Below are 23724 nucleotides of genomic sequence, written 5' to 3'. Positions count from 1 at the left end.
TGCTTCGTCGCTCCCGCGCCCCCCCCCCCCCAACACCCCCCCCCCCCCCCGCCCGCCCCCGGCCGACCGCGGGGCCCCCGCCGTCGTGTGTGTGGGTGCGGCTCAGGCGCGGCCGCGGCGGGTACGAACCTCCTGGAGCCGCTCGGCGAGGATGTCCTCAAGCTCGGCGATCGAACGCCGCTCCAGCAGCATGTCCCAGTGGGTACGCGGCGGCTTGGCCTTCTTCTGCTCCGGCTCGCTGCCATCGACGAGTCGGGCGACGCTGCCGTCGAACTTGCACTCCCAGGTCGTCGGGACCTCGGCGTCGACGGCGAACGGCACCTCGAACTGGTGGCCCTTGGCGCAGAGGTACTCGCGGGTCTGACGCGGCGCGAGCTCCGTGTTGCGGTCGGATTCGTAGCTGACCGCGCCCAGCCGGCTTCCGCGCAGCATACGCTCGCCCATGATCGACTTCCCCTCGTTCGTGGTGCTGGTCTTCTGGGTGTAACGGCGCGTTCCCGTCGCCCCATTCCCGCCCGAGGGCGTGAGGCGTCCACGGGCGGGCCGGAACCAAGGGTAGCCGGCCTCGACCGGGACGCCACGGCGGTGGCGTGTCGTGACTGCCACCGGGGATGTTAGGGCGTGCGAGGACTATGACACACGCCCTAACCGCCCGAACGCGGTCAAGGTTGCGGCGACGTCGCGCCCGGGTCGGAAGCACCCACCCCGGCGGGTGCCGCCGCGCCGAGGCGGGCCAGCGCCAGCGCCAGGTCGCTGACCTGGTCACCGAGCTGCGCCACCCGCCGCTGGGCCACGTCCCGGTCGGCCTCGGCGGCTTCGAGCCGTACCGTCAGGGCCGTGAGCCGACCCTCGGCGGTGGCCGCGGCCTGCCGGGCGGCGGCCAGTTCGGCGGTGAGCGTGTCGCGCTGCTCGGTCGCGGCGGTCAGCTCCGCGCGGAGCCGGGCGGCCAGCTCGGCGGCCTCCTGCCGGGCGCCGTCGGCCTCCGCGGCGACGGCCTGGGCGCGATCCCGGGCCCGTTCGGCCTGTTCCCGGGCCCGGGCGGCGTCCGCGGCCTCGGCGCGGGTCCGTGCGGCGTCGGCGCGGGCCTGGTCGATCTGACGGCGTACGTCCTGCGCCTCGGCCTGCCACCGCGCGGCCCGCTCGCCCGCGTCGGCGGCGTCCCGGGTGGCCCGTTCGGCGTCGGCGCGCGCCGCGTCCCGCTCAATTGTCAGGTCGGTCGCGCGCTGCCGTTCGGTGTCGCGCTCGGCCCGCAGGTCACGGACCTCGGCGCGGGCCTGGTCGCGGTCGCGTTCGGCCTGCGCGCGCAGCGCCTCGGCGGCGCTGACGTCGTGGCGGGCCTGGTCCCGGGCGGCCTCGGCCCGGTGGGCGCGCTCGTCGGCCGCGTCGGCGCGGTCTGCGGCGGCCTCGGCACGTCGCGTGGCGTCGTCGGCCTCGGCGCGGGCCGTGCGGGCCTGCTCGCGGGCGCGCGCCGCGTCGGCCGACGCGGTCTCGGCGTCGTCGCGGGCCTCGTCGCGTTCGTTCTGCGCGGCCGCGACCTCGGTGGCGGCCTCCGCGCGGGCCTGTGCGAGCTGCCGCTGCACACCCACCGGGGACAGTTCGGCGTGCAGCGCCTCGGTCAACGTCTCGACGATCTGGTCGAGGCGGTCCACCGCCTCCCAGGTGCGGGCCACCTGCCCGGGCAGGCCGGGGGCGTTGCGGTGGCGCATCCGACTGTTGCGCGAGGCGCGTTGGCAGGCGCCGTCGTTGTCGCGGCAGTAGCGGAACGGCCGGCCCGCGCCGACACGCTGCGCCACCGGCGCTCCACAGTGGGCGCACGGGCGGGTTTCGGCGGGGGTGAGCGGGGCGTCCATCAAGGGCGAAGTCTAGTGCCGCCCGCTCAGGTCGCAGCCCGGGCCGTCGCGTCCAGGGTGTAGCGGCGCTGCAGCAGCAGCGCGGCGAGCATCGCCGCCGCCGGCAGCAGTCCGAAGCCGTAGCGGACCGCCGCGAGCGCCGCGTCCGGCTGCGCCGGTGACTCACCGGCGGTCGACGCCACGAAACCGCCGGCCGCCAGGCAGAGGGCGTACGCGTAGGGACCCAGGGCCGCGCCGGTGGCCTCGGTGGCCGTCCACACCCCGGTGTACGTGCCGGCGCCGGTGGTGCCGGCGGCCCGGATCACGTCGGGCAGCATCGCGAACGGCAACAGTTGCATGCCGGCGAACGCCACCCCGAGCACCGCCACCGCGCCGACGAGCACCGGCAGGCCGGCCGGTCTGCCCACCGCCAGCACCAGCGAGCCGGCCGCGAACGCGCCCTGCGCGCCGAGCAGCGCCCGCTGCTTGCCGATCCGGCGGGCCAGCACCAGCCAGGCGGCGGTGACCAGCAGCGCCGGGGCGACGAACGCGGCCACCAGCACCGTGGTCAGGGCGGGGGCGCGCAGCTCGTACTCCGCGTAGTAGGGCACCCCGGCCAGGACCAGGTGGGTGGTGGTGGACATGGCCAGGTAGGCGGCGACCAGCGGGCGGAACTGCTTATCGCGCAGGGCGGTGCGCAGCGCCCGCCACCCGCCGTGGCTCGGCGCCGTGCCGCCCGACGCGACGCCACGCAGCCGGGCGATGCCGGCCACGCCGACCAGCATGGCCACCAGCATCCCGACGGCGAGGACCACGCCCATGCGCTGGTAGCCGCCCCGGGTCGCGGCGTCACCGCCGGTCAGCAGCGGGGCCAGCAGGCCGGCGGCGAGGATGCCGAGGGTCAGCACGACCATCCGGAACGCCATCAGCCGGGTGCGTTCGTCGTAGCCGATGCGCAGGTCGGCGGGGGTGGCCAGGTAGGGGACCTGGTAGGCGGCGAAGAGCAGGTTGCCGGCGACGAAGGCCACCGCCACCCAGGCGGCGGCCGGCGTGCCGGTCAGGCCACCGGGCACCGCGAACAGCGCGGCGAACGCGACCGGCAGGGCGCAGCCGAGCAGCAGCAGCCGTCGCCGGTCGCCCCGGCGGGTCTGTTCGACGTCGGCGCGGTGCCCGACCCACGGGTGCAGCAGCACGTCGGCGATCTTCGGCAGCAGCAGCGCCAGTCCGGCCAGCCACGGCCCGACGGCCAGCACGTCGGTGAGGAAGTAGAGCAGCAGCAGGCCGGGAACGGTCACCCAGACACCCATGCCGAGGGAGCCGGCGGCGAACCCGGCGAGGGGGCCGCGGGGCAGCGTCGCGTCGGTGCCGGCCGCGGGCCGCCGGTCGAGCCCGGTCATCGCCGCATCCTCTCCGCAATCCAACAGTTGCTGGATTCTAGGGGCAGAATGGCGGCCATGACCATGCCCCGACGCCGTCCGGGTCGACCTCGGCGCGAGCAGGCCCGGCCCACCCGCGAGGTGGTGCTCACCGCCGCGACCGCGCTGTTCGCCGAGCGTGGCTTCGACGCCGTCGGGCTGCGGGAGGTCGCGGCCGCCGCCGGGGTCGACGTCGCCACGGTCGCCCACCACACGGGTACGAAGGCGGCGCTCTACGAGGCGTGTTTCGCGCGGGTGTTCGACGTGGAGCGGCAGGTCCTCACCGAGGCCGCCGAGCGGGCCCGCACGGCCCTCGACGCGGGCCCGGACGCGGCGCGGCGGGCGTTGCACGATCTGGTCGACGTGTTCGTGGACTTCCTGCAGGACCACCCGGAGACCACCGCGCTGTGGCTGCGACGCTGGTTGGCGCCGCAGCGGCACGCCGAGCTGGACCGGCGCTACGCCGAACCGCTCTACCGGCTGGTGGCGGAGCTGCTGACCGCCGCCGCGGCGGCCGGCGCGTTGGCCGAGCCGACCCCGCACATCACCGTACGCAGCCTGGTCTGGGCCACGCACGGACACGTCGTGGCGTTGGCCTCGGGCGTGCCGGCGGCCCGGGAACGCCGCGAGTTCCGGGCGTTCGTGCACCGATTCCTCACCGCGTTGTACGGACCGACGGGTTGACGGGCCGTCGCCGCCCGACGATTATCCATCGGACGTTGGATAATGCGGGGGAGCGGCGATGCGGGCAGAACCCAGGGTTGCGGTGATCGGCGCCGGCGCGGCCGGACTCGCCACCGTCAAGGCGCTGCGCGACGCCGCCGTCGCCGTGGTCGGCTTCGAGGCCACCGACCAGGTCGGCGGCCTCTGGGTGTACGGGGCGCCCGACTCACCCGCGTACCGCACGCTGCACCTGAACACCAGCCGTGGCCGTACCGAGTTCGCCGACCACCCGATGCCCGCCGACTGGCCCGACTACCCGGACCACACGCGGGTCGCCGGCTACCTGGCCGACTACGCCGACCGGTTCGGGCTGCGCGACGCCATCCGCCTGCGGCACACCGTCGAGCGGGTCGTGCGCCGACCGGACGGCACGTGGACGGTCACGGCCAGCGGCCCGGACGGGCCGGTCGAGGTCACCGTCGAGTCCGTGGTCGTCGCCAACGGCCACAACCGGGTCCCCCGGCTGCCCGAGCCGTCGTACCCCGGCACCAGCACCGCCGAGCAGATCCACAGCCACGACTACCGCGGCCCCGAGCAGTTGGCCGGCCGGCGCGTCCTGGTCGTCGGCGGCGGCAACTCGGCGATGGACATCGCGGTGGACGCCTCGTACGCCGCCGAGCGGACGCTGCTGTCGCTGCGCCGGGGCGTCTGGGTGGTGCCCAAGCACCTGCTGGGTCGCCCCTCGGACACCCTCAACGGCGCGCTGGCCCGCCGGCTCCCGTGGCGGCTGCGCCAGCGCATCAGCCAGACCATGATCTCCGCCGCCGTCGGCAACCCCGCCCGCTACGGGCTGCCCGCGCCGACGCACGGCTTCCTGCAGGACCATCCGACGCTCTCGGACGGCCTGCTGTCCCGCCTCGCCCACGGCGACGTCGAGGCCCGCCCCGGTGTGGCCGCCCTCGACGGCGACCGGGTCGAGTTCACCGACGGCCGCGTCGACCAGGTCGACCTGATCGTGTGGTGCACCGGCTACCGGGTGGAGATCGGGTTCCTGCCGGCCGAACTGCTGGGCGGCGGGGCTGACACCCTGGCGTTGTACCGGCACGTGTTCCACCCCGAGGCTCCCGGCCTGATGTTCGTCGGGCTGATGCAGTCCACCGGCTCCGCGTTCCCGCTGGTCGAGGCGCAGGCCAAGCTCATCGCCGCGCAGCTCGCCGGCCGGTATGCCCTGCCCGATCCGGCGCGGCAGCGGGACGCCTGCCGGGCCGAGCTGCGAGCGGCGACGGCCCGCTGGGGTCAGCGCCGCCCGGCGATGCGGGTGGACTTCGACGTGTACCTGGCCGAGTTGACCCGGGAGCTGAAGACCGGAGCACGCCGGTGACGGCGCTGACCGGCCGGCGGGTCCTCGTCACCGGCGCGAGCGGCACCTTCGGCCGGCACCTCGGCGTCGCGCTGCGCGCCGCCGGCGCCCGGGTGGTGGGGCTCGACCTGCGCGCCCGCGAGGACGACGACCTGCCGGTGCTCGGCTGCGACCTGACCGACCCGGCCGCCGTCCCCGCTGCCGTGCAACAGGCGGTCACCCGGCTCGGCGGGCTCGACCTGCTGATCAACAACGCCGGGGTGGGCGGTCCCGCCCCGGCGGAGCTGGCACCGGACGAGGTGGTCCGCCAGCAGTTGGAGGTCAACCTGCTGGCCGCCTGGCGCACCACCGCCGCCGCGCTGCCCGCCCTGCTCGACACCCGCGGGCGGGTGATCTTCGTGGCCAGCCGGATGGCGGTGCTGCCGCTGCCCCTCGCCGCCGCGTACGGGGTCAGCAAACGGGCTCTCGTCGCGTACGCCGACGCGCTGCGCCACGAGGTGGGCAGCCACGTCGGGGTCAGCGTCGTCTACCCCAGCATGGTCGCCTCACCGATCCACGACAGCACCGCCGAGGCGGGCCTGTCGCTGCGCGGAGTGTCCCGCCCCGAGCCCGTCGAGGGTGTCGTCGCGGCGATCCTGCGCGCCGCCACCGCCCGGCGGGCGCCCCGGGACGTGGCGACCACCCGACGCGGCCGGCTGGAGATGGCCGTCGGCCGGCACGCTCCCGCGCTGGCCGACCGGCTGGTACGCCGTACCCTCGCAGCCCGGCTCGCCGCCGGCGACCTGGACGCCGCGCCGCTGGCCGCCGGGATGGTCCGCCGCCACCGTGGCCGGTGAGGACCGGATCAGGGTACGGCGACAGCCGCGCGGGAACGGTCGGCGGCGATACGGACGGCCAACGCGGCAAGGGCCGTACCGGTCACCCACTGCTGGACGCGCAACCACAGCGGCCGGCGGGCGAAGAACCCGGCCAGCGCCCCGGCGCTGAGCACGATCATCGCGTTGACGCTCAACGCGACGGCGATCTGGGTCAGGCCGAGCAGCAGGCTCTGCGCCGCCACCTGTCCCCGCGCCGGCTCGACGAACTGCGGTAGCAGCGACACGTAGAGGATGGCGATCTTCGGGTTGAGCAGGTTGGTGACCAGGCCCATGGTGAACAGCCGCCGGGGCCGGTCCGGTGGCAGCGGCGCGGGCGTGAACGGTGACCCGCCGCCCGGTCGCACGGTGCGCCACGCCAGCCACAGCAGGTAGCCGGCGCCGGCCAGTTTCACCACCGTGTACAGCGCCGGTACCAGGACGAACACGGCGGCTAGGCCGGCGACCGCCGTGGCCAGGTAGACGCCGAACCCGGCGGCCACCCCGAGCAGCGAGATCAGGCCGGCCCGACGGCCCTGCGCCACCGACCGGGAGACCAGGTAGACCATGTTCGGGCCGGGCGTGAGCACCAGACCCAACGCCACCAGCGCGATACCCAGCAGCGCACCCGCATCGACCATGACGTCGCCCCCGTTCACCGTCCCCCCGACCGACGCTAGGCCGGACGGCGACCGTGACCCAGAGCCACCTGCCCGGCGGTGGCCTGCCGCGCGGGAATGGTCACCGGCCCGACCGCGCTGAGCTGTTGCAGCGTGTGTCGCCGGTCGGAGGCGGCGCGTTACGGTGGCCGGGGGGAGGTGCCGCAGGGTGACCGAAGCGTGGGACGCGGCCGTGGAGGCGCAGATCCGGGGCGCCGCGCAACGCGGCGAGTTCGACAACCTGCCCGGGATGGGCAAGCCGATCCCCGGGCGCGGGACGCCGTACGACGAGTCGTGGTGGATCAAGAGTTTCCTGGAGCGCGAGAAGCTGCCCAGTGACCTGCTGCTGCCCACCCCGCTGCAACTGCGTCGACGTGTCGAGCAGGTCCCCGACGAGGTCCGCGACCTGCCCACCGAACAGGCCGTGCGGGCCTTCGTGGGGCAGCTCAACGCGCAGATCGTGGCCTGGCTGCGCAACCCGGACGGGCCCCGGGTCGCGGTCCGGCCGGTGAACGCCGACGAGGTGGTCGCTCGCTGGCGTGCCGAACGCGCCCCTCGGGACGTGACCGCCACCGTCACCGAACCGGCCACCGTCGTCGCCCCGGCCCGTCGACCCCGCCGGGGTTGGTGGCTGCGCTGGCGCCGCCGGGGCTGACGCCCCGCTGCCCCGAACAGTCCCGAACGGTCCCGAACACCCGCTTTCGCCCTCGATCCCCGCGCCGCCGCTACGGTCGGCACCGGGTGACCTGACGGCAGGCACGGGGACGGGGGCGACGTGGGTGAGCGCGCCGCGACGTACGCCGAGGTGTTCGCGGTACGCGAGTACCGCCACCTCTTCGGCGCGTACCTGCTGTCCCTGGCGGGCGACCAGCTCACGGCCGTCACCGTGGCGTACCTCGTCTACCACGGGACCGGATCGGCGGCGCTTGCCGCCGCCGCGTACGCCAGCTCCTATCTGGCCTGGCTCGTCGGCGGACCGCTGCTGTCCGGCCTGGCCGACCGGTATCCCCGCCGTCGTGTCCTGATCGTGTGCGACCTTGCCCGGGCGGCCCTCGTGCCGGTGGCGGCGCTGCCGGTCGTTCCCGCGCCGGCCCTGGTGGCGATGCTGTTCGCGGTCAACCTGATGCGGCCGCCGTTTGTGGCCGCGCGCGCGGCGTTGCTGCCCGACGTGCTCGACGGCGACCGGTACGCGGTGGCCAACGGCGTGGACAACATCTGCGCCCAGGTCGTGCAGGTGCTCGGATTCGCCGTCGGCGGAAGCCTGGTGGCGCTGCTGTCGCTGCGCGGCGCGCTGCTGGTCGACGCCGGCACGTTCCTCGTCTCGGCCCTGCTGATCGCGCGCGGCGTCCGGGCACGCCCGGCGCCCCCGGCGCAGGCGGGCCCCGTCCGCGCCGGTCGCGGGGACGGCCTGCGGGTGCTCGTCACCGACCCCCGGTTGCGCGCCTACGTGCTCGTCCTCTGGACGGCCAGCGCCTGCACCTACGCCGCCGAAGGGCTGATGGCGCCACTGGCCCGGCAGTACGACGGCGACGCCGCCACGGTGGGTGTCCTGCTGGCCGCCGCGCCGACGGGCATGGCGCTCGGCGCGGTCGCGCTCACCCGGTTCTGCCCACCTGCGACCCGACCGAGGCTGATCCTGCCCCTGGCCGCGCTGTCCACCGGCGTGCTGACGGCGGCGTGGCTCGTTCCGCCGCTGTGGGTGCTGCTCCTGCTGTTGGCGCTGGCCGGTGCCGCGAGCGCCTTCGCCGTTCCGCTGAACGCGCTGTTCGGCCGGGCGGTGCCGGCGGCCCTTCGGGGGCGCGCGTTCGGGGTCGCCGTCACCGGCCTCAGTGGCCTGCAGGGGACGGCGATGGTGCTCGCGGGTCTGGCCGCCGACCGGTGGCCGGCCACCACGGTCGTCGGGTTCAGCGGACTGTCGGGCGTGGTGGCGGTCCTCGCCCTCGGTCCGCTGTGGAGACGCGCCGCCCGTTTCGCGCCGTTCGAGGGCCGGGTCGTACAGACCCGAACGGTCCCGAACGCCGAAAGCCCTACCGCCGAGGTGGGCGGCGGTAGACGCTGAGGTCGTCGGGCGGGCACGGGGCCGCCCTCAACGGGGAAGGAGAAGCGCATGCGTGGCGTTCGCGAGCGTGGCATCAGCTGGACCTGACGGGTTTCTGAGCTGGCGGGTGCCGCGGAGGTCGTTGGTCCCTCGACCACCGCGGCACCCGCCCGACCGGCCGCCGGGGTCACTCCACCGCGGCCCGCCACGTCCAGGAGGTACGCCGTGCCCGACCCGGCAACTCACCCCGGCCGGTCATCCGCAGCAGCACGTCGGGCGCGTCGCCGGGCGGGGCGTCCGGGAAGAGTCGCCGCAGCACCAGCGCGCTCAGGCCGTGCGGCGGCTGCCACGGCACGCCGAGGCCGACGGCGATGTCGTGGGTGTGCAGCACCGTCTCGGCCACCCCCATCGCGGCGAACCCGGTCGGGTCGCAGGGGCCCCAGTGCCAGGCCCGCTCGGTCGGATCGGCGGCCTCGACGGCGACCGCGAGCAGCCGGGCACAGGCCCGCACCACGTCGAGCACCCGCGCCGGGCTCGCCGTGGGGGAGACCCGCAGGTCGTACGGCAGGTAGCTGTCCTGCGCCAGGCCGGTGACCTGGCCGGCGTACGCGAGCAGGTCGTGCGCGACGTGCGCGGCCGTCGTCCAGCAGCTCCAGGTCAACGTGCCGGCGGGCACCGACCAGTCGCGGTCGAGGTGCGGGTGCAGCACCCGGGTCATCTCGTCGGCGGCCGCCCGTACGTCGGCGCCGGTCATCGCGGACGTCCGTGGGTCGATGCGTGCAAGAATCCATCCTCGTGCTTGGGGAAGGCGGACACCATGTTGCCCAACCTGGTGGTGGACACGACGGTACTGCCGCCGGCGGACCGGTTCGAGTTCTGGTACGCCCTGATCGCCCAGGAGACGGGGCCCGTGCACATCACCAGCGCACGGCTGGACGACTTCGTCGCGTACGCCCAGGCCATCGACCTCGGGCGGATCCGGATGGCCTCGCTGCGGTACCCGTCGCTGCTCGCCACCCGGCCGGCTGGGCTGATCCGCCGAGCCCAGGCGGACATCTACCAGCTCACGCTGCCACTGACGGGGCGCAGCACGCTGGTCCAGGACCGCACCGAGACCGCGCTCGTCGCCGCCAACCACTTCACCCTGCTGGACACGGCACGTCCGCACATCGCCCGGCACCGGGCGGACAGCCCCGGTCTCGCCACGACGATCACCGTGCAGATCCCCTACGCGGCGCTGCCGTTGCCGCCGGATCGCGTGCGTCGCCTGCTGGCCACGCCGATGTCGTCGGGTCCCGGCGTCGCCGGGCTCCTGGCCCACCACCTGCGCAGCATCGCGGCGCACCCGGAGCAGTACGAGCCGAACCAGGCCGAGATGCTGGGCGCCATGGCGTTGGACCTGCTCGCCGCCACGCTCGCCCAGCGCCTCGACATCGAGGGCGTTCTGTCCCCGGAGACACGGCACGCCGCGTTACGCGCCCGCGTCGTCGCCTTCATCGACCGCCACCTCGACAGCGCCGAACTCAACCCTCGTAGCGTCGCCGCCGCCCACCACATCTCCCTGCGCTCCCTGCACCGCCTGTTCGACGGCGAGGCGACGACTCCTGCCGAGCTCATCCGGGCCAAGCGTCTGGAGCGGTGCCGGCGGGACCTGGGTAACCCGCTGCACGCGCGGCAGCCGGTGCACCTCATCGCCGCCCGTTGGGGTTTTTCGGACAAGGCCCACTTCAGCCGCCTCTTTCGCGCCCGCTACGGACGTTCACCGCAGGCGTACCGGGCGGCCCACACGGCAGCGGACCGCTGAGCCGGCAGCCGTTACCGCCCTCGGTGGTCGGTCGGGTCGTCCGCGTCGAAGTCGCGTACGGCGGTGCGGATCATCTCGCCGTACGGGTCGTCCGGTAGCTGGTCCAGGTGGTCCCGGGACCGGGCGAGGTGCTCCCGGGCCGGGCCGGCGTTGCCCAGTCGCCGGTGACAGTCGGCGAGGTTGAGGTGCAGCGACGGCAGGAGCGCCCGGACCTCGAGCGAGGGCAGGTGCCGCCGGACGCGTTCGTCGGTCAGCTCGGACACCGCCACCAGGGCGCGTTCGTCCCAGCTCAGCTCCGCGTCGAGGGTGTCCTGAAGGTCGGCGAGATGGTGGGCAACGGTGCAGCGGTGCAGCGCGTCGCCCGTCGGGCCGAGCTCGTCCCACAGCGCGGTGAGCAGTTCGCGGGCCTCGGCGGTGTCGCCGGTCTGGCCGAGCCGCACCGCCTCGATGACGCGGGTCATTGTCGGGTCGAGGGCCATCTGGTCGTTCATGTGGCCGATGGTCAGGCCTCAAGGAGGTCGAGGGTCAAACGGCGAACACCGCGCGGCTCCCGTCCAGAAATTTCAATGATTGGTATTAATCTTGCACGCGCCAGTCGAATTTTCGTAGGCTGCCCGGGTGATCGAGCAACCCCTCGTCGAGGCGAGGAATCTGGCCAAGACCTATCCGCGACGTGGGTCCACAGCGGAGTTCCGCGCGGTCGACGGCATCGACTTCGCGCTTCAACGGGGTGAGGCGTTCGGGCTTCTCGGGCCGAACGGCGCGGGCAAGTCCACCACCATGCGGATGATCGCCGCGACATCGCCGGTCAGCGGTGGCAGCCTGCGTGTCCTCGGCATGGACCCGATGACGCAGGGCCCGCAGATCCGCGCCCGGCTGGGCGTCGTCACCCAGGACGACCACCTGGACAACGAACTCAGCGTCCTGGAGAACCTGCACATCTACGGGCGGTACTTCGGCCTGCCCCGGGCCGTCATCCGGGACCGGGCGACCCGACTGCTGGACTTCGCCCACCTCCGGGAGAAGGCCGGCGACCAGGTGGAGACACTGTCGGGCGGCATGCGGCGGCGGCTGACGATCGCCCGCGCCCTGATCAACGAACCCGACATCCTGCTGCTCGACGAGCCGACCACCGGCCTCGACCCGCAGGCCCGACACATCCTGTGGGACCGGCTCTTCCAGCTCAAACAGGACGGCGTCACGCTCATCCTCACCACCCACTACATGGACGAGGCCGAGCAGCTCTGCGACCGGATCGTCATCGTCGACCACGGTCGGATCGTCGCGCAGGGCTCTCCCCGGGACCTGATCACCCGATACGCCACCCGGGAGGTCCTCGAACTGCGCTTCCGCCCCGACGAACGGGACACCGCGGCCGAGAAACTCCGGACCTCGGCGCTGGCCACCGGCGGCACCGCCGCCGACGGTCGCGTCGAACTGCTCGCGGACCGCGCGCTCGTCTACTGCGCCGACGGTGAGTCCGCCCTCGCCACGGTGCACGCCCTGTCACTCACCCCGCTCACCGCCCTGGTCCGCCGCGCGACGTTGGAGGACGTGTTCCTCACGCTCACCGGCCGATCACTCATCGAGTAGCGAGGGGATCACTCGTGCTGCGCGCATTCCGATACTGGCTCACCCGCTACCGGCGCACCTGGCGCGGCACGGTCGTGATCAACGTGCTGAATCCGCTGCTGTTCCTCATCGGCATCGGCGCCGGTCTGGGCGCCCTCGTCGACGAGAACGCGCCCGCCCAGATCAGCGGCGTGTCGTACGCGGCGTTCTTCGCGCCGGGCATGCTGGCCGCGGCGGCCATGCAGAACGCATTCCTGGAGGCGTCCTGGGGAGTGGCTCGCGCCGCCGGTTTCGGCGCCTACCGGGGCGCCACGCCGACGCCGATCGAGCCGGAGCAACTCGCCGCCGGACACCTGCTCTTCATCACCGTACGGCTGCTCACCACCAGCGGCGCGTTCATCGCCGTGATGGCCGCGTTCGGGTTGGTCGAGGGCCGGTGGGCGCTCGGGACACTGCTCGCCGCAACCCTGACCGGGCTCGCGTTCGCGGCGCCGGCCGCGGCGTGGGCGGTCGGGGTACGCACGCTACGCCACATCGACACGGTGTTCCGGTTCGTCATCATGCCGCTCTACATGTTCTCCGGCACCTTCTTCGCCGTCTCGCAACTGCCGGACTGGATCCGGCCGGTGTCCTACCTGCTGCCGCTGTGGCACGGGGTGGAGCTGTGTCGCACGGTGAGCCTCGGCACGGCCACGCTCGCCGCGACGTCCGTCCACATCGCCTACCTGTTGGCGCTCACGATCGGCGGCTTCCTCGTCGCCCGCGTCACCTACCGCCGCCGGTTGCACCCCTGACGCCCGCGTCCAGAGCCCTGTGGAGACACCATGACAAGCGTCGTCGTACCTGCCTGGACCCGTCGCCGCGCGTTCGCGCTGATCGAACGCAACTTCATGATCTACCGGCGGTCGATCACGCCGCTGCTCAACGCGCTCGTGGAACCGATCCTGTACCTGCTGTCGATCGGCGTCGGCGTCGGGCTGCTCGTCGGCACGGTCCCCGGCGTCGACGTCCCCTATGCCGCCTACGTGGCGCCGGCGATCCTGGCCACCACCGCGATGAACACGGCGTTCAACCAGACCAGCATCGGGGTCTTCACCCGGATGAGGGTCGAGAAGACCTACGAGGCGATCCTGCCGACACCGCTCTCGGTCACCGACATCGCCGTCGGCGAGGTCACCAGCGCGATGATCAACGCGTTGCTGACGTCGATCGGCTTCCTGGCCATCATGGCGGTCGGTGGGCTGGTCACCTCGGCCTGGGCGCTGCTGGCCCTGCCGGCCTCGCTGCTGATCTCGTACGCGTTCGCGGCGGGCGGGCTGGCCGTCACGACGTACCTGCGCGATTTCTCCGACTTCCAGTACATCCAACTGTTCATGCTGCCGATGTACCTGTTCGCCACGACGTTCTACCCCCTCTCGATCTACCCGGAGGCGGTGCGGCCCCTCATCCAGGCCCTGCCGCTCTACCACAGCATCGAGCTCGTCCGGGAGCCGGCGCTGGGTCACTTCGGCTGGGGCCTGCTGATCGCGGCGCTCTACCTCGTCGCGTTCGGCTCGATCGCGATGTACGTGGCGACGCGTCGGATGACCCGGGCGATGCTGCGGTGAACGAGGCGAAAGTGTTGGACGCGACGCCGCGCGGGCGGTAGCTTGCAGTCGACCGCGACACCGTCCGAGGAGGTGAGACCCATGACCGTTGGTTCGATGTGGGTGCTCCCCTCGCCGTCACGGTTGGGCGACTGACGTAGGTGTCGCCGGGAGCGCCTTTCACCAAGGCACTCTCGAAAGGCCTCTCCTGTGTCCTGCGTTCACCTCGATCCTGCTTCCTCGCCGAGCCCTGAAACGGATCGTCCGCCGCACCTGTTCGACGTGGTCATCGTCGGCTGCGGGCCGACCGGTGCCATGCTCGCCGCCGAACTACGCCTGCACGACGTGCGGGTCCTCGTGCTGGAGAAGGAGACCGCGCCTCCGTCGGCCGTGCGCATCGTCGGTCTGCACATCCGCAGCCTCGAGGTGCTGGCGATGCGCGGACTCCTGGACCGCATGCTCGCGCACGGACGGCGACGTCCGGCCGCCGGCTTCTTCGCCGCCATCGACAAAACCGCACCCACCGGGCTGGACTCCCCGTACGCCTACCTGCTGGGCATCCCACAGCCGGTCATCGAACGTCTGCTCGCGGAACACGCGACCGACCTGGGGGCGCAGGTCCGGCGCGGGCGGGCGGTCACCGGTCTCGCGCAGGACGACGAGGGTGTGACCGTCGAGCTGTCCGACGGGGAACAGCTGCGCACCCGCTACCTCGTCGGCTGTGACGGCGGCCGCAGCACGGTGCGCAAGCTCCTCGGCGTCGGCTTTCCCGGCGAGCCCACGCGGAACGAAACGCTGATGGGCGAGATGGAAGCGGGTGTCCCGCCGGAGGAGATCGCCGCCACCGTCGCCGCGATCGGCGGAGCCCGGCACCGATTCTGGGTCCGACCCGCGGGGGTCGGGGTCTACAGCGTCGTCGTGCCGGCGGCCGGAGTCAGCGAGCGCGCCCAGCGGCCCACCATCGAGGACTTCGCCCAGCAACTGCGGGCCGTCGCCGGAACCGACTTCGGTGTGCACTCGCCGCGCTGGATGTCCCGCTTCGGCGACGCCACCCGGCTCGCCGAGCGGTACCGGGTCGGCCGGGTCCTGCTGGCCGGCGACGCCGCCCACATCCATCCGCCCATCGGCGGCCAGGGCCTGAACCTGGGTGTCCAGGACGCGGTCAACCTGGGCTGGAAGCTGGCCGCGCAGGTGCGGGGCTGGGCCCCGGACACCCTGTTGGACACCTACCAGGCCGAACGTCGACCGGTCGCCGCCGACGTGCTGGACAACACCCGCGCCCAGACGCAACTGCTGTCCGACGAACCGGGCGCCCGGGCCGTACGCCGTCTGCTCAGCGAGCTGATGGACTTCGACGAGGTGAACCGCCATCTGCTGGAGAAGATCACCGGAACCGGCATCCGGTACGACATCGGCGAGGGCCCGGACCTGCTCGGTCGCCGACTGCCCGACGTCGACGTGCGACAGGGCAACCTCTACGGCCTGCTGCACCGCGGCCGGGGCCTGCTGGTGGACCGCACCGGGCGACTGACCGTCGAGGGCTGGTCGGATCGGGTCGATCGTCTCGCGGACGCCGGAGCGGCGGTGGACGTCCCGTGCCTCCTGCTGCGTCCCGACGGCCACGTCGCCTGGATCGGCGACGACCAGCGGGACCTCGACGACCATCTCGCCCGGTGGTTCGGCAGATCCATGCGGTGAGTACGAGCGACGCTCATGGCCTTTGTTCAAGTTGACGCTTTATAAAGCATCTGCTTGAATACGGGTCATGAGCGTGACCCTCGACGACCAGCAGCTCGATGCGCTGTTCACGGCGCTGAGCGATCGGACCAGGCGAGACATCGTGGCGCGGCTGACCACGGGCCAGGCGACGGTCAAGGAGCTGGCCGAGCCGTACGCCATGAGCATGCAGGCCGTGTCGCAGCACATCCGGGTGCTCGAGCGGGCCGGCCTGATCAGTCAGGGGCGGCACCGGCAGAGCCGGCCGTGTCGCCTCGAACCCGCGGCGCTGGAGGCCGCGCTGTCCTGGATCGAGCAGAGCCGCCAGGCCTGGGCGGATCGCCTGGACCGCCTGGAGACGCACCTCGCCCACCTGCAGGAAGGCTGAAATCCGTGGGTGACGATGAACTCGTCTACCGGCGGGTCTTCCGCGCGCCGCGCGAACTGGTGTGGCGGTGCCTCACCGAGCCCGACGAACTCGCGCAGTTCTGGGGACCGCGCGGCACGGTCACACCGGTCGAGGGCATCGTCGTCGACCTCCGGCCCGGGGGTCGGTTCGAGACCCTGATGATCGGAGACCAGGGCAGCTACCGGATGGTCGCCACGTTCACCGAGATCGTTGCGCCCGAGCTGCTCGCCTGGGTCGAGCCGGCCACCGGGATGCACACGACCAGCACGTTTCACGACCTCGGTGACGGCGGAACCGCGGTCGTCATCCATCAGCGGCACGTGCCCGAGACGATGCGTACGTCCGATGCCCGCGCCGGTTTCACCACCTCACTCGACAAGCTCGCGGAACGCCTCGCGCAGCTCACGCGAAAGGATCAGTCATGACGGACCCGCAGTCCTGGGTCGCGGTGACCTACCGAGGACTCGCCGACCTTCTCGCGACCGCTGCCGTCGACACCTGGGATGCGCCCTCGCTGTGTGAGACGTGGCTGGTGCGGCACGTTGTCGCGCACGTCACGATGCCGGTGCGACTGAAGCCCGTGGAGTTCGCCACCGAGATGGCCGCAGCCGGCGGTGTCTTCACGGTGCTCTCCAACACCATGGCCACGCGCGGCGCGGCGCTGCCCCGTACCGACCTCCTCGATCAGCTCCGATCACCGACGCTGCACGCCTGGCAGCCGCCGGGCGGCGGCCCCGCGGGCGCGTTGAGTCACGCCGTCATCCACTCCCTGGACGTGACGCTCGCACTCGGTCAACCCGCGGTCGCGCCGATGGGCGCGGTCACCGCCGTCCTGGAGAATCTCGGCGACGCCAACGGCACCACGTTCGGAGTCGACCTGAACGGTGTCCGGCTCGAAGCGACCGACACGGACTGGCACCAGGGAAGCGGGCAGCTCGTACGCGTCGACGGCGGTTCCCTGGTGGCCCTGCTGAGCGGTCGAACGCTGCCTGACGGCCGGCATCTGCCCCGCGGCTGACATCGCGGGGCTCCTGCGGATCTCCTGCCGGGGCGGACGCCAGCGCGCCAGGTGGTCCGGTCTCAGTCGAGCACCGGCACCGAGCGCCCCTCGTCCACCGCGTAGGCGCCTGTCGAGAGGACGCCGAGGGTCGCGGGAGTCAGGGTCAGCGAGACGACGCCGCCGGGCAGCACGCGGACGCCGTCCTCGGACGCCGCGAACGTCGCGGGCGTCGACCCGTCCGGGAACAGGCGCTTCCCGCCGCCGACGACGACCGGGTACTGCAGCAGCCGGTAGATGTCGACGAGTCCGGCCTCGTGCAGCGTCTGTACGAGCTGCCAACTGCCGTGCACCTGGAGTTCCCCGCCCGGGCGTTCCTTGAGCCGGCGCACCGCGTCGACGATGCCGGTACGCAGGACCGTCGTCGGGCTCCAGTCGGCCTCCTCGTCCGGCAGCGTCTCGCTGACGACGTACTTCGGCAGGGTGTTCAGCCTGGTGGAGATCAGGTCGTCGGGTGCGGTGACCTTCGGCCAGTACCCGCCGAGCAGGCCGTAGCTCGTACGGCCGAAGAGGAACGCATCGGCCGCACGAAACCATCCCTCGACGACCTCGTTGGTGTGCGCGGACATGTGCGGCACGAGCCAGCCGCCCCGGTCGAAGCCGTCCGAGCGGTCCTCGTCCGGGGCGCCCGGTCCCTGCATGACGCCGTCGAGGCTGACGAAGACGTTGACGCTGAGCAGCACTGTTCTCCTCCGTTGGTGTGATTCGGCCGATCGCCTCCGGCGGCCCGGCCGACGGAGGTTAACTACCGGGCCGCGGGTCGGTCTTGTACAGGAACGACATCGTCGGTTCGTCGCCCGACCGCAGTCCCCGCGCGGTGTGTCCGACGAAGCGCCGCAGCGCGTGTGCCAGGTGGGCCTGGTCGAAGTAGCCCAGCGCGTCGACGACGGTGCGCCAGTCGAGGCCGCCGCGCAGCATGGTGGCTGCGGCGTTCGCGCGGTCGATCTGCGCCACGGCGGTCTGCGACAGCCCGGTGACGGCCCGGTGTTGCCGCTGGTGGGTGCGCGTGGACCCGTGACGGTCGGCCTCGGCGCCCGTCAGGCGTGAGGGCACCAGCAGCCCCGCGTCGCGCAGGCGTCGCACGAACTGCTCGACGTTCTCGACGTCGGCGTCTCCCAGTCCTCGCCGCCGATGACCACCCGTCCCGGGCGTGTCACCGGAAACGACACGTGGCTGTCGACGATCGAGGTCGCGGGGTGCGGCCGGAAGACAGCGCCGAGCGTCAACCGGATCCCGAGGAACTCGGCGGCCGGCGGGACCGGCGCCGTGGTCGCCCTGGTCTCGGGCCCGCGCAGCGAGACCAGGAGCCGCCCGGTCGTCCGCGTGACGATCAGGTGGCAGCACGTACGCGCCACGGACGTCATCGTCTCCTCGGCGTCGCTGGTGGTGCGCCAGACACGGTTGACGATGCGCGTATCCGTCTCGGTCGCGCGATGTTCGAACCGCAGAGCCATGACCCCTCCACCGAGCTGCCGCACCGTCGGCTCCTGAGCGTAGGCGACCGGCTCAGCCATGGATTAATAGATTGTCGGTAACGATAATCCGTTAATTAGCACCCACAAAAGGTGCATAACACACGCACATCATAATGACAGTTAAGATGCGTAAGCACTCACGTTGTTGTAACGGCGGCTATCGGGGCGTTCATCTCATCGCGGTGGCCCAGTCGGCCGCCATCGAAGGGCTGTAGTACCGGGTGAAGCCACAGCCCCACGCGATCGGGTCGGCGAGCGCCGCGCCGCCCCAGCGAGGCATGCCGGACACGAGCAACCGGGTGCCGACCTCGTAGGCAGGGCCACCCTCGGACGTGGCATCGCCCGTCCCCGCCGAGGCGGCCGGCGGCGACATGTCCACCACGGCGGTGCCCGCGGATCCGCCCCTGAACCAGGTGTGCACCTGGAACGTCACCGATCGCAGGTCCAGGGGAGGACGCGCGCCGCGTTCGGTTCGGGCCGGTCCGATGCCGGTCACGGTGCCGTCGAAGGCGAAGGCCTGCTCGGCGAGCGTCTCCGGTGCGTACGCCTTGACGCACTGCGCGGCGCCGAAGGCGAGCGGGTCGCCGGGCTTGACCCCGGCCGGCAGGTCGGCCGCAGGCGTCGGAGTGACCGGTGCGGACGAGGGGACGAGCGGCGGCTGTGCCTGCGGCGTCGCCGTCGGCCGGTGGACGCCGTACACGGCCGCCGCGATGATCACCGTGGTCGTGGCCGCCGCCACCGTCAGGGTCCGGCGCCTGCGGTGGACCCGGCGTACCGCCCCGGCGACCACGGCCAGCTCGTCGGGGGCGTCGGCGGCGTCGGCGGCGAAGAGGTCGCGCAACTCGCGCTCGGTCGACTGGTTCATCGGGTCTCCCTCGGTGCGTCGATGGCCGCTGACCCGCGCAGGCTCGCCAGGGCACGTGAGGCGGTGGCGCGAACGGAGCTCTCGCTGACCCCCATGGCCGCGGCGATCGCCGCGTCGTCCAGGTCGGCGTAGTAGCGCAGGACGAGCACGGTGCGGGCGCGCGGGGCGAGCCTGCTCAACAGCACCCGCATCTGGTCCCGGGCGGCGACCGCGTCGGCCGGGTCGGCCACCGTGGCACCGGTCTCCTGGCGCAGGTCGGTGGGCCGCTCCGTCGTCCAGCGCCGGCGACGCCAGCTCAGGTGGGCGTTCACCAGCATGCGGCGGACGTAGGCCTCGGGGTCCGTCGCCGCGCGCACCCGCTTCCAGTGCCGGTACACGTCGGCCAGCACGGTCTGCGCGAGATCCTCCGCCACCTGCCGGTCGCCGCTCAGGACGAACGCCAGGCGCACCAGCGACCGGCCATACCCCGCCACGAAATCCTCGAACGACACGCCCGCTCCCGTCAGTGCTTCCCACCAGGAAGACGCACCGGCCTCCGCCCGGCGCTGCACGGCTGCCGCCATCATGCGCTGGTCGGCGTTCGACACCGGCCCCGGACCCGAGGGCCCGGAGCCGGTGTCGTCACCCGTTCTACCTCGCAGCCGGCGAGGCGTACCCGACGATGGACGAGGCCCAGTTGCTGTACTGCGGGTGGGTCACGCCGTCCGACTGGTTGCCGCCGACCACGTAGTGGTTGCCGTCGGTGCTGGTGTCGTAGTACGACGTGACGATGGCGACGTGATCGTAGGTGCCGTTGCCATCCCAGTCGTAGACCACCGCGTCACCCTTGCGCGGAACGTAGCCGCTGCCGCGCCCGTGCCAGGTGCCGTTGTTGATGCCGTACGTCCGGAAGCTACCGGCCGCCGCGGTGAGACCGGTGTACTTCGCGCCACCCCAGTAGAACGCGAACTTCGCGAAGTCCGCGCACCATTGCCGCTTGCGCCACGCCACCGGACCCCAGGCCTTGGTGCCGTCGCGGTACATGTAGCCGTTGGTGGTCTTGCCGCACTTGCCGTAGGTGGAGGCGGTGCCGTCATTGCGGTCGTTGGCCGGGTCGGCCCAGAAGCCGGTGTAGAAGTTGCAGTCTTCGGTCGAGGTCTCGGACAGCCGGGCCTGGACGTCGGCGTTGGTGGACGTGTACTGCTCCCACGCGATGTTGCCGACGTCGATGCCGAGCTGGGTGTCGCCCGCGGCGTACGCGGGGCTGGCCACGCTGAGGGTCGACGCCGCGAGGGCGACCGCCGTGACCAGCGCCATACGGATCCTTCTCATGGGTTCTCCTACTTTCTGACTGACGAAGGTGGACGTCAGAAAGCGTCGGCGGGCCTGCTTGGGCGGCCCTTGAGGGAGTCTTGACTCTCCTTCTCGACGACGGTGGTGGAGGCGGTCAGCCGTCGAGGTCGCGTAACGCGTCGGCCACCGTCTCGGCGTTCGGATGGTCGAGTTCGCGAAGGATCGTCGCCGCCTGCCGCAGGAACTCGCGCGCCTGCTCCGCCTCACCGGCGGCGGAGTGGCTCTGCCCCAGATGCGTCAGGATCTCCGCCTCGTTGTACCGGTCCCGGAAGTTGCGGACCAGCTTGAGGGCCCGCTGGTAGCAGGTGTTGGCCTCGGCGTGCCGGCCCAGGTGGTGGTACGCGTAACCGAGGCTGTCCCAGGCGCCCGCCTCGGCGTGCTGGTCGCCGATCTCCTGGTTGAGCTCGACCGCCCGCTCGCAGTACGCCACGGCCGCGCCGTGGTCGCTGAGCTGGGTGTGCAGCCAGCCGACATTGTTGACGGCCATCGCCTCCCCGGCCCGGTGCCCGGCCTGCCGGTAGAGCTCAAGGGCCAACTCGTTGTGGCGCAGCGCGTCGGACCAGCGGTCCTGCTGGTTGAAGGCCCAGCCGAGCCCACGGTGGGTGTGCGCCTGGCTGACCGGATCGCCGAGGTCCTCGAACAGCGCGAGCGCCCCCTGGTAGTGCCGGTGGGCCTCGTCGAGTTCCCCGAGCTGGGTGTGGGCGACTCCCAGGCTGCGATGGGAGCACGCCTGCCAGCGCCGCTCACCGAGCCGGCCGGCGGCCCGCAGCGCCGCGAGCTGCGTCGCGGTCCAGTCACGCCAGTGGCCCTGCTCGTCGAGGTAACTCTCCATCGTCCAGGCCAACTGCCAGGTGTACGCGTCGAGCCCGTCGCGCGCGGACTGGCGCAGGATGCCGAGCAGCACGGCGTGTTCGGTGTGGAACCAGGCCAGCGCCTGCGCCTGGTCGGCGACCGGGTCGAGGGTGAGTTGGGGCTGTGCGGGCGGCAACGTGATCGGCTCGCGGGCCGGGTCGAGCAGGCACGTCGCCGCGTGGGCGGTGTGCAGGTAGTGGTCGAGCATGCGGACGAGGGCGGCCTGCCGGTGGTCCGGGGCGTCGCGCTCGACCTGCTCCGCCGCGTACAGGCGGACCAGATCGTGCAGGCGGTACCGCGTCGACGTCTGTTGGTGGACCAGGTGCGCCTCGTGGAGGTCGTGCAGCAGCGGCCGGCTCTGCCGTGGGGAGAGCCCGTTGAGGCTCGCCGCGGCCCCCAGGCCGACTTCGGGGCCGGGGGTCAGACCGAGCAGCCGGAACATCCGGGCCGCCTCCGGCTGCAGGGCGCGCGTGGAGGAGGCGAAGACCGCGCGCAGGTCGGCGCTCAGGTCGCCGGTGGTCAGGGCGTCCAGCCGCGTCGCCTCCTCGGACAGCTCGTCGACCAGCGCCCGCAGCGGGAGACCGGGGTGCATCGCCGCGCGCGCCGCGACGATGCTGAGGGCCAGTGGCAGGCCGTGGCACCGGGCCAGCAGCGCGGCGACGCTGTCGGGTTCCTCCGCGAGGAGTCGCGGCCCGAACCGGCGGGACAGCAGGTGGTGGGCCTCGTCGTCGGCGAGCACGTTCAGGGTGAAGCCCTGCGCGCCCTGCGCCACCAGGCCGCCCAGGCGGCGGCGACTGGTCACCAGGACGGTGCAGGTGGGGCTGCCGGGTAGCAGGGTGGCGACCTGCTCGGTGTCGTGGGCGTTGTCGAGCACGATCAGCATTCGCCGGCCCGCGAGCAGGGTGCGGTAGAGGGCCGCCTGCGCCTCCAGGCCGGTCGGGATCGCCTTGGGCGGTACGGCCAGGGCGTCGAGGAGGCCGCGCAGGGCCACCGGTGGCGGCACCGGCTCGGCGGCGGGGTCGAACCCGCGCAGGTTCACGTACAACTGGCCGTCGGGGAAGCGGTCCAGGTGGTCGTACGCCCAGCGCAGGGCCAACCAGGTCTTGCCGACGCCGCCGGTGCCACCGATCACCGCGACGGCGACGGCGTCATCGGTCTGAGCCTCGACCAGGCGGGACAGCGTGGCCAGCTCGCGGACCCGGCCGGTGAACAACGGCGGTGGGGCCGGCAGCTGCCGGGGCGTCGGGTGGGGCGCCGCCGTCTCGATCGTCGGCGCGGCGAGTGTCGGATCGCCGTTGAGGATGCCCAGGTGCAGCGCTTGCAGATCGGGACCGGGGTCGACGCCGGTCTCGTCGGCCAGGACACGGCGCAGCCGGTCGTAGTGCTCCAACGCCTCGGCCTGCCGACCGCAGCGGTAGAGGGCGCGCATGAGTTGCCCGGCGAGGCGCTCGTCCAGCGGATGGGCCGGCGCGTCCCGCAGGAGGTCCGGCAGCAGGGACGCGTGCAGGCCCAGGCGGAGCGCGGTGTCCGTGCGGTCCCGTTCGGCGGCCAGCCTCTCCTGGGTGAGCGCCTCGCGCGTTTCGTTGAGCCACGGGGTGTCCAGCTGGGTGAAGGGCTCGCCACGCCACAGGCCGAGGGCCTCGTCGAACCGCCCCAGCGCCGCCTCGTCGTCAGGCACGGCGCGCGCACCGGCGACCAGGTCGCGGAACCGGTGCAGGTCCACTGCGGCCGGGTCCACGCTGAGCAGGTAGCCGCCCGAGCGGCGGGAGATCTCGGCGCCGCCGGCCAGGCAGGACCGCAGGCGGGACAGGTAGCTGTACAGCGAATTCACGGCGCGCTGCGGACGATGGTCGGCCCAGACGCGTTCGAGGAACTGGTCGACGTGCACGACGCGATTCGCCTCGATGAGCAGGATCGCCAGGACGCTGCGCTGCCGAGCGTGGCCCAGGTCGACCCATTCGCCGTCGATCTCCGCCTCGACCTCGCCGAGCAGCCTGAACTTCACCGACACCGTCCCCCGCTGTCGCCGTTCCCGGCCTGACCAGGCGATTCAAGATTCGCTCAAGAAGTCTCTCCATTGTATTCGGAGACATTCTCGAATCCGGATCGCGAGGACGGCCGTCTACGTGCTGGGACGGCACGGCAGCGGGCCCCCGGGCACCCAAAAAGAGTGCCCCGGGCCCCCGCGGGGGGGGGGGGCGCCCGGGGGCACGAGCCCGGCGGGCCCCCCTATAACCC

26 protein-coding genes are annotated in these 23724 nt (G+C 72.7%); 13 read left to right on the top strand and 13 right to left on the bottom strand.

Annotated features, from left to right (window positions below; translation table 11 throughout):
• Positions 1–102: 102 nt before the first annotated feature.
• From ACIA3K_RS00870 to ACIA3K_RS00860, 3 genes are all read right to left on the bottom strand, one after another.
• Positions 103–444, bottom strand: coding sequence for an RNA polymerase-binding protein RbpA (locus ACIA3K_RS00870; RefSeq protein WP_046564157.1), 342 nt, complete (start codon positions 442–444; stop codon positions 103–105).
• A 218-nt stretch (positions 445–662) separates the two neighbouring features.
• A complete protein-coding gene (locus tag ACIA3K_RS00865; RefSeq protein WP_396798190.1) occupies positions 663–1850 on the bottom strand; it encodes a hypothetical protein in 1188 nt (395 codons plus the stop codon).
• A gap of 26 nt (positions 1851–1876) precedes the next feature.
• Complete coding sequence (locus ACIA3K_RS00860) at positions 1877–3226, bottom strand: MFS transporter (protein WP_396798188.1); 1350 nt, start codon at positions 3224–3226, stop codon at positions 1877–1879.
• A gap of 57 nt (positions 3227–3283) precedes the next feature.
• Between ACIA3K_RS00860 and ACIA3K_RS00855 the strand changes: the two genes are divergently transcribed.
• The 3 genes from ACIA3K_RS00855 to ACIA3K_RS00845 are packed head-to-tail and all read left to right on the top strand — an operon-like array spanning position 3284 to position 6103.
• Positions 3284–3928, top strand: a complete 645-nt coding sequence (locus ACIA3K_RS00855; protein WP_396798186.1) for a TetR/AcrR family transcriptional regulator — start codon at positions 3284–3286, stop codon at positions 3926–3928.
• A 58-nt stretch (positions 3929–3986) separates the two neighbouring features.
• Entirely contained in the window at positions 3987–5288 is a 1302-nt protein-coding gene (locus ACIA3K_RS00850) for a flavin-containing monooxygenase (RefSeq protein ID WP_396798184.1), read from the top strand.
• A complete protein-coding gene (locus tag ACIA3K_RS00845; protein ID WP_396798182.1) occupies positions 5285–6103 on the top strand; it encodes an SDR family NAD(P)-dependent oxidoreductase in 819 nt (272 codons plus the stop codon). Before ACIA3K_RS00850 ends, ACIA3K_RS00845 begins: the two co-directional genes overlap by 4 nt.
• Positions 6104–6111: 8 nt before the next feature.
• Here the strand turns inward: ACIA3K_RS00845 and ACIA3K_RS00840 are convergent, their stop codons facing one another.
• On the bottom strand, positions 6112–6762 hold the full coding sequence (locus ACIA3K_RS00840; RefSeq protein ID WP_396798180.1) for a LysE family translocator: 651 nt from the start codon (positions 6760–6762) through the stop codon (positions 6112–6114).
• Positions 6763–6949: 187 nt separating this feature from the next.
• Here ACIA3K_RS00840 and ACIA3K_RS00835 point away from each other — a divergent pair, with 187 nt between their 5' ends.
• Together ACIA3K_RS00835 and ACIA3K_RS00830 are read left to right on the top strand one after the other, a co-directional pair.
• A complete protein-coding gene (locus ACIA3K_RS00835; RefSeq protein WP_396798178.1) occupies positions 6950–7435 on the top strand; it encodes a DUF1992 domain-containing protein in 486 nt (161 codons plus the stop codon).
• A gap of 120 nt (positions 7436–7555) precedes the next feature.
• Positions 7556–8839: an MFS transporter gene (locus tag ACIA3K_RS00830; protein WP_396798176.1), complete on the top strand. Its 1284-nt coding sequence runs from the start codon at positions 7556–7558 to the stop codon at positions 8837–8839.
• A gap of 166 nt (positions 8840–9005) precedes the next feature.
• Here the strand turns inward: ACIA3K_RS00830 and ACIA3K_RS00825 are convergent, their stop codons facing one another.
• On the bottom strand, positions 9006–9572 hold the full coding sequence (locus tag ACIA3K_RS00825; RefSeq protein ID WP_396798174.1) for a maleylpyruvate isomerase N-terminal domain-containing protein: 567 nt from the start codon (positions 9570–9572) through the stop codon (positions 9006–9008).
• Between the two features lie 63 nt (positions 9573–9635).
• Here ACIA3K_RS00825 and ACIA3K_RS00820 point away from each other — a divergent pair, with 63 nt between their 5' ends.
• Positions 9636–10622 (top strand): helix-turn-helix domain-containing protein, encoded by a 987-nt coding sequence (locus ACIA3K_RS00820; RefSeq protein ID WP_396798173.1) that lies wholly within the window; start codon positions 9636–9638, stop codon positions 10620–10622.
• A gap of 11 nt (positions 10623–10633) precedes the next feature.
• On the opposite strand, the gene ACIA3K_RS00815 is transcribed toward ACIA3K_RS00820, so the two are convergent.
• Positions 10634–11113 carry a hypothetical protein gene (locus ACIA3K_RS00815; RefSeq protein ID WP_396798171.1) on the bottom strand — a complete coding sequence of 160 codons (480 nt, stop codon included), beginning with the start codon at positions 11111–11113 and terminating at the stop codon, positions 10634–10636.
• Between the two features lie 127 nt (positions 11114–11240).
• Here ACIA3K_RS00815 and ACIA3K_RS00810 point away from each other — a divergent pair, with 127 nt between their 5' ends.
• The 7 genes from ACIA3K_RS00810 to ACIA3K_RS00780 all read left to right on the top strand — a co-directional run bounded on the left by ACIA3K_RS00810 (position 11241) and on the right by ACIA3K_RS00780 (position 16923).
• Positions 11241–12215, top strand: a complete 975-nt coding sequence (locus ACIA3K_RS00810) for an ABC transporter ATP-binding protein (protein ID WP_396798169.1) — start codon at positions 11241–11243, stop codon at positions 12213–12215.
• A gap of 14 nt (positions 12216–12229) precedes the next feature.
• On the top strand, positions 12230–12988 hold the full coding sequence (locus tag ACIA3K_RS00805; RefSeq protein ID WP_396798167.1) for an ABC transporter permease: 759 nt from the start codon (positions 12230–12232) through the stop codon (positions 12986–12988).
• Between the two features lie 30 nt (positions 12989–13018).
• A complete protein-coding gene (locus ACIA3K_RS00800; RefSeq protein ID WP_396798164.1) occupies positions 13019–13801 on the top strand; it encodes an ABC transporter permease in 783 nt (260 codons plus the stop codon).
• 252 nt (positions 13802–14053) lie between these two features.
• Entirely contained in the window at positions 14054–15478 is a 1425-nt protein-coding gene (locus ACIA3K_RS00795) for an FAD-dependent monooxygenase (protein ID WP_396798783.1), read from the top strand.
• 67 nt (positions 15479–15545) lie between these two features.
• Positions 15546–15884, top strand: coding sequence for an ArsR/SmtB family transcription factor (locus ACIA3K_RS00790; RefSeq protein ID WP_396798162.1), 339 nt, complete (start codon positions 15546–15548; stop codon positions 15882–15884).
• 5 nt (positions 15885–15889) lie between these two features.
• A complete protein-coding gene (locus tag ACIA3K_RS00785; protein ID WP_396798159.1) occupies positions 15890–16330 on the top strand; it encodes an SRPBCC domain-containing protein in 441 nt (146 codons plus the stop codon).
• Positions 16327–16923 (top strand): maleylpyruvate isomerase family mycothiol-dependent enzyme, encoded by a 597-nt coding sequence (locus ACIA3K_RS00780; protein WP_396798156.1) that lies wholly within the window; start codon positions 16327–16329, stop codon positions 16921–16923. Before ACIA3K_RS00785 ends, ACIA3K_RS00780 begins: the two co-directional genes overlap by 4 nt.
• Positions 16924–16985: 62 nt before the next feature.
• Here ACIA3K_RS00780 and ACIA3K_RS00775 read toward each other — a convergent pair whose 3' ends face one another.
• The 7 genes from ACIA3K_RS00775 to ACIA3K_RS00745 form a co-directional block, all read right to left on the bottom strand.
• Positions 16986–17645, bottom strand: a complete 660-nt coding sequence (locus ACIA3K_RS00775; RefSeq protein ID WP_396798154.1) for a dihydrofolate reductase family protein — start codon at positions 17643–17645, stop codon at positions 16986–16988.
• A gap of 58 nt (positions 17646–17703) precedes the next feature.
• On the bottom strand, positions 17704–18015 hold the full coding sequence (locus ACIA3K_RS00770) for a helix-turn-helix domain-containing protein (protein ID WP_396798152.1): 312 nt from the start codon (positions 18013–18015) through the stop codon (positions 17704–17706).
• A complete protein-coding gene (locus ACIA3K_RS00765) occupies positions 18000–18416 on the bottom strand; it encodes a hypothetical protein (RefSeq protein WP_396798151.1) in 417 nt (138 codons plus the stop codon). Before ACIA3K_RS00765 ends, ACIA3K_RS00770 begins: the two co-directional genes overlap by 16 nt.
• 190 nt (positions 18417–18606) lie before the next feature.
• The gene (locus ACIA3K_RS00760; protein WP_396798150.1) at positions 18607–19302 is read right to left on the bottom strand and encodes a hypothetical protein; all 696 of its coding nucleotides are present in this window, start codon (positions 19300–19302) and stop codon (positions 18607–18609) included.
• Positions 19299–19793: a sigma-70 family RNA polymerase sigma factor gene (locus ACIA3K_RS00755; protein WP_396798148.1), complete on the bottom strand. Its 495-nt coding sequence runs from the start codon at positions 19791–19793 to the stop codon at positions 19299–19301. Before ACIA3K_RS00755 ends, ACIA3K_RS00760 begins: the two co-directional genes overlap by 4 nt.
• A 139-nt stretch (positions 19794–19932) precedes the next feature.
• Positions 19933–20613, bottom strand: a complete 681-nt coding sequence (locus ACIA3K_RS00750) for a CHAP domain-containing protein (RefSeq protein ID WP_396798147.1) — start codon at positions 20611–20613, stop codon at positions 19933–19935.
• A 115-nt stretch (positions 20614–20728) separates the two neighbouring features.
• On the bottom strand, positions 20729–23491 hold the full coding sequence (locus ACIA3K_RS00745; protein ID WP_396798146.1) for a BTAD domain-containing putative transcriptional regulator: 2763 nt from the start codon (positions 23489–23491) through the stop codon (positions 20729–20731).
• Between the last annotated feature and the right edge of the window lie 233 nt (positions 23492–23724).

The organism is Micromonospora sp. NPDC051543, assembly GCF_044454415.1.
Classification (GTDB): domain Bacteria; phylum Actinomycetota; class Actinomycetes; order Mycobacteriales; family Micromonosporaceae; genus Micromonospora.
The sequence above is the reverse complement of the archived record's forward strand: the minus strand, read 5'-3'. Positions and strand labels throughout refer to the sequence as shown.

Coding starts and splice junctions, on each gene's coding strand:
- ACIA3K_RS00870 (WP_046564157.1), bottom strand. CDS start 444: ATGGGCGAGCGTATGCTGCGCGGAAGCCGGCTGGGCGCGGTCAGCTAC.
- ACIA3K_RS00865 (WP_396798190.1), bottom strand. CDS start 1,850: ATGGACGCCCCGCTCACCCCCGCCGAAACCCGCCCGTGCGCCCACTGT.
- ACIA3K_RS00860 (WP_396798188.1), bottom strand. CDS start 3,226: ATGACCGGGCTCGACCGGCGGCCCGCGGCCGGCACCGACGCGACGCTG.
- ACIA3K_RS00855 (WP_396798186.1), top strand. CDS start 3,284: ATGACCATGCCCCGACGCCGTCCGGGTCGACCTCGGCGCGAGCAGGCC.
- ACIA3K_RS00850 (WP_396798184.1), top strand. CDS start 3,987: ATGCGGGCAGAACCCAGGGTTGCGGTGATCGGCGCCGGCGCGGCCGGA.
- ACIA3K_RS00840 (WP_396798180.1), bottom strand. CDS start 6,762: ATGGTCGATGCGGGTGCGCTGCTGGGTATCGCGCTGGTGGCGTTGGGT.
- ACIA3K_RS00825 (WP_396798174.1), bottom strand. CDS start 9,572: ATGACCGGCGCCGACGTACGGGCGGCCGCCGACGAGATGACCCGGGTG.
- ACIA3K_RS00820 (WP_396798173.1), top strand. CDS start 9,636: ATGTTGCCCAACCTGGTGGTGGACACGACGGTACTGCCGCCGGCGGAC.
- ACIA3K_RS00815 (WP_396798171.1), bottom strand. CDS start 11,113: ATGAACGACCAGATGGCCCTCGACCCGACAATGACCCGCGTCATCGAG.
- ACIA3K_RS00800 (WP_396798164.1), top strand. CDS start 13,019: ATGACAAGCGTCGTCGTACCTGCCTGGACCCGTCGCCGCGCGTTCGCG.
- ACIA3K_RS00790 (WP_396798162.1), top strand. CDS start 15,546: ATGAGCGTGACCCTCGACGACCAGCAGCTCGATGCGCTGTTCACGGCG.
- ACIA3K_RS00780 (WP_396798156.1), top strand. CDS start 16,327: ATGACGGACCCGCAGTCCTGGGTCGCGGTGACCTACCGAGGACTCGCC.
- ACIA3K_RS00765 (WP_396798151.1), bottom strand. CDS start 18,416: ATGGCTCTGCGGTTCGAACATCGCGCGACCGAGACGGATACGCGCATC.
- ACIA3K_RS00760 (WP_396798150.1), bottom strand. CDS start 19,302: ATGAACCAGTCGACCGAGCGCGAGTTGCGCGACCTCTTCGCCGCCGAC.
- ACIA3K_RS00750 (WP_396798147.1), bottom strand. CDS start 20,613: ATGAGAAGGATCCGTATGGCGCTGGTCACGGCGGTCGCCCTCGCGGCG.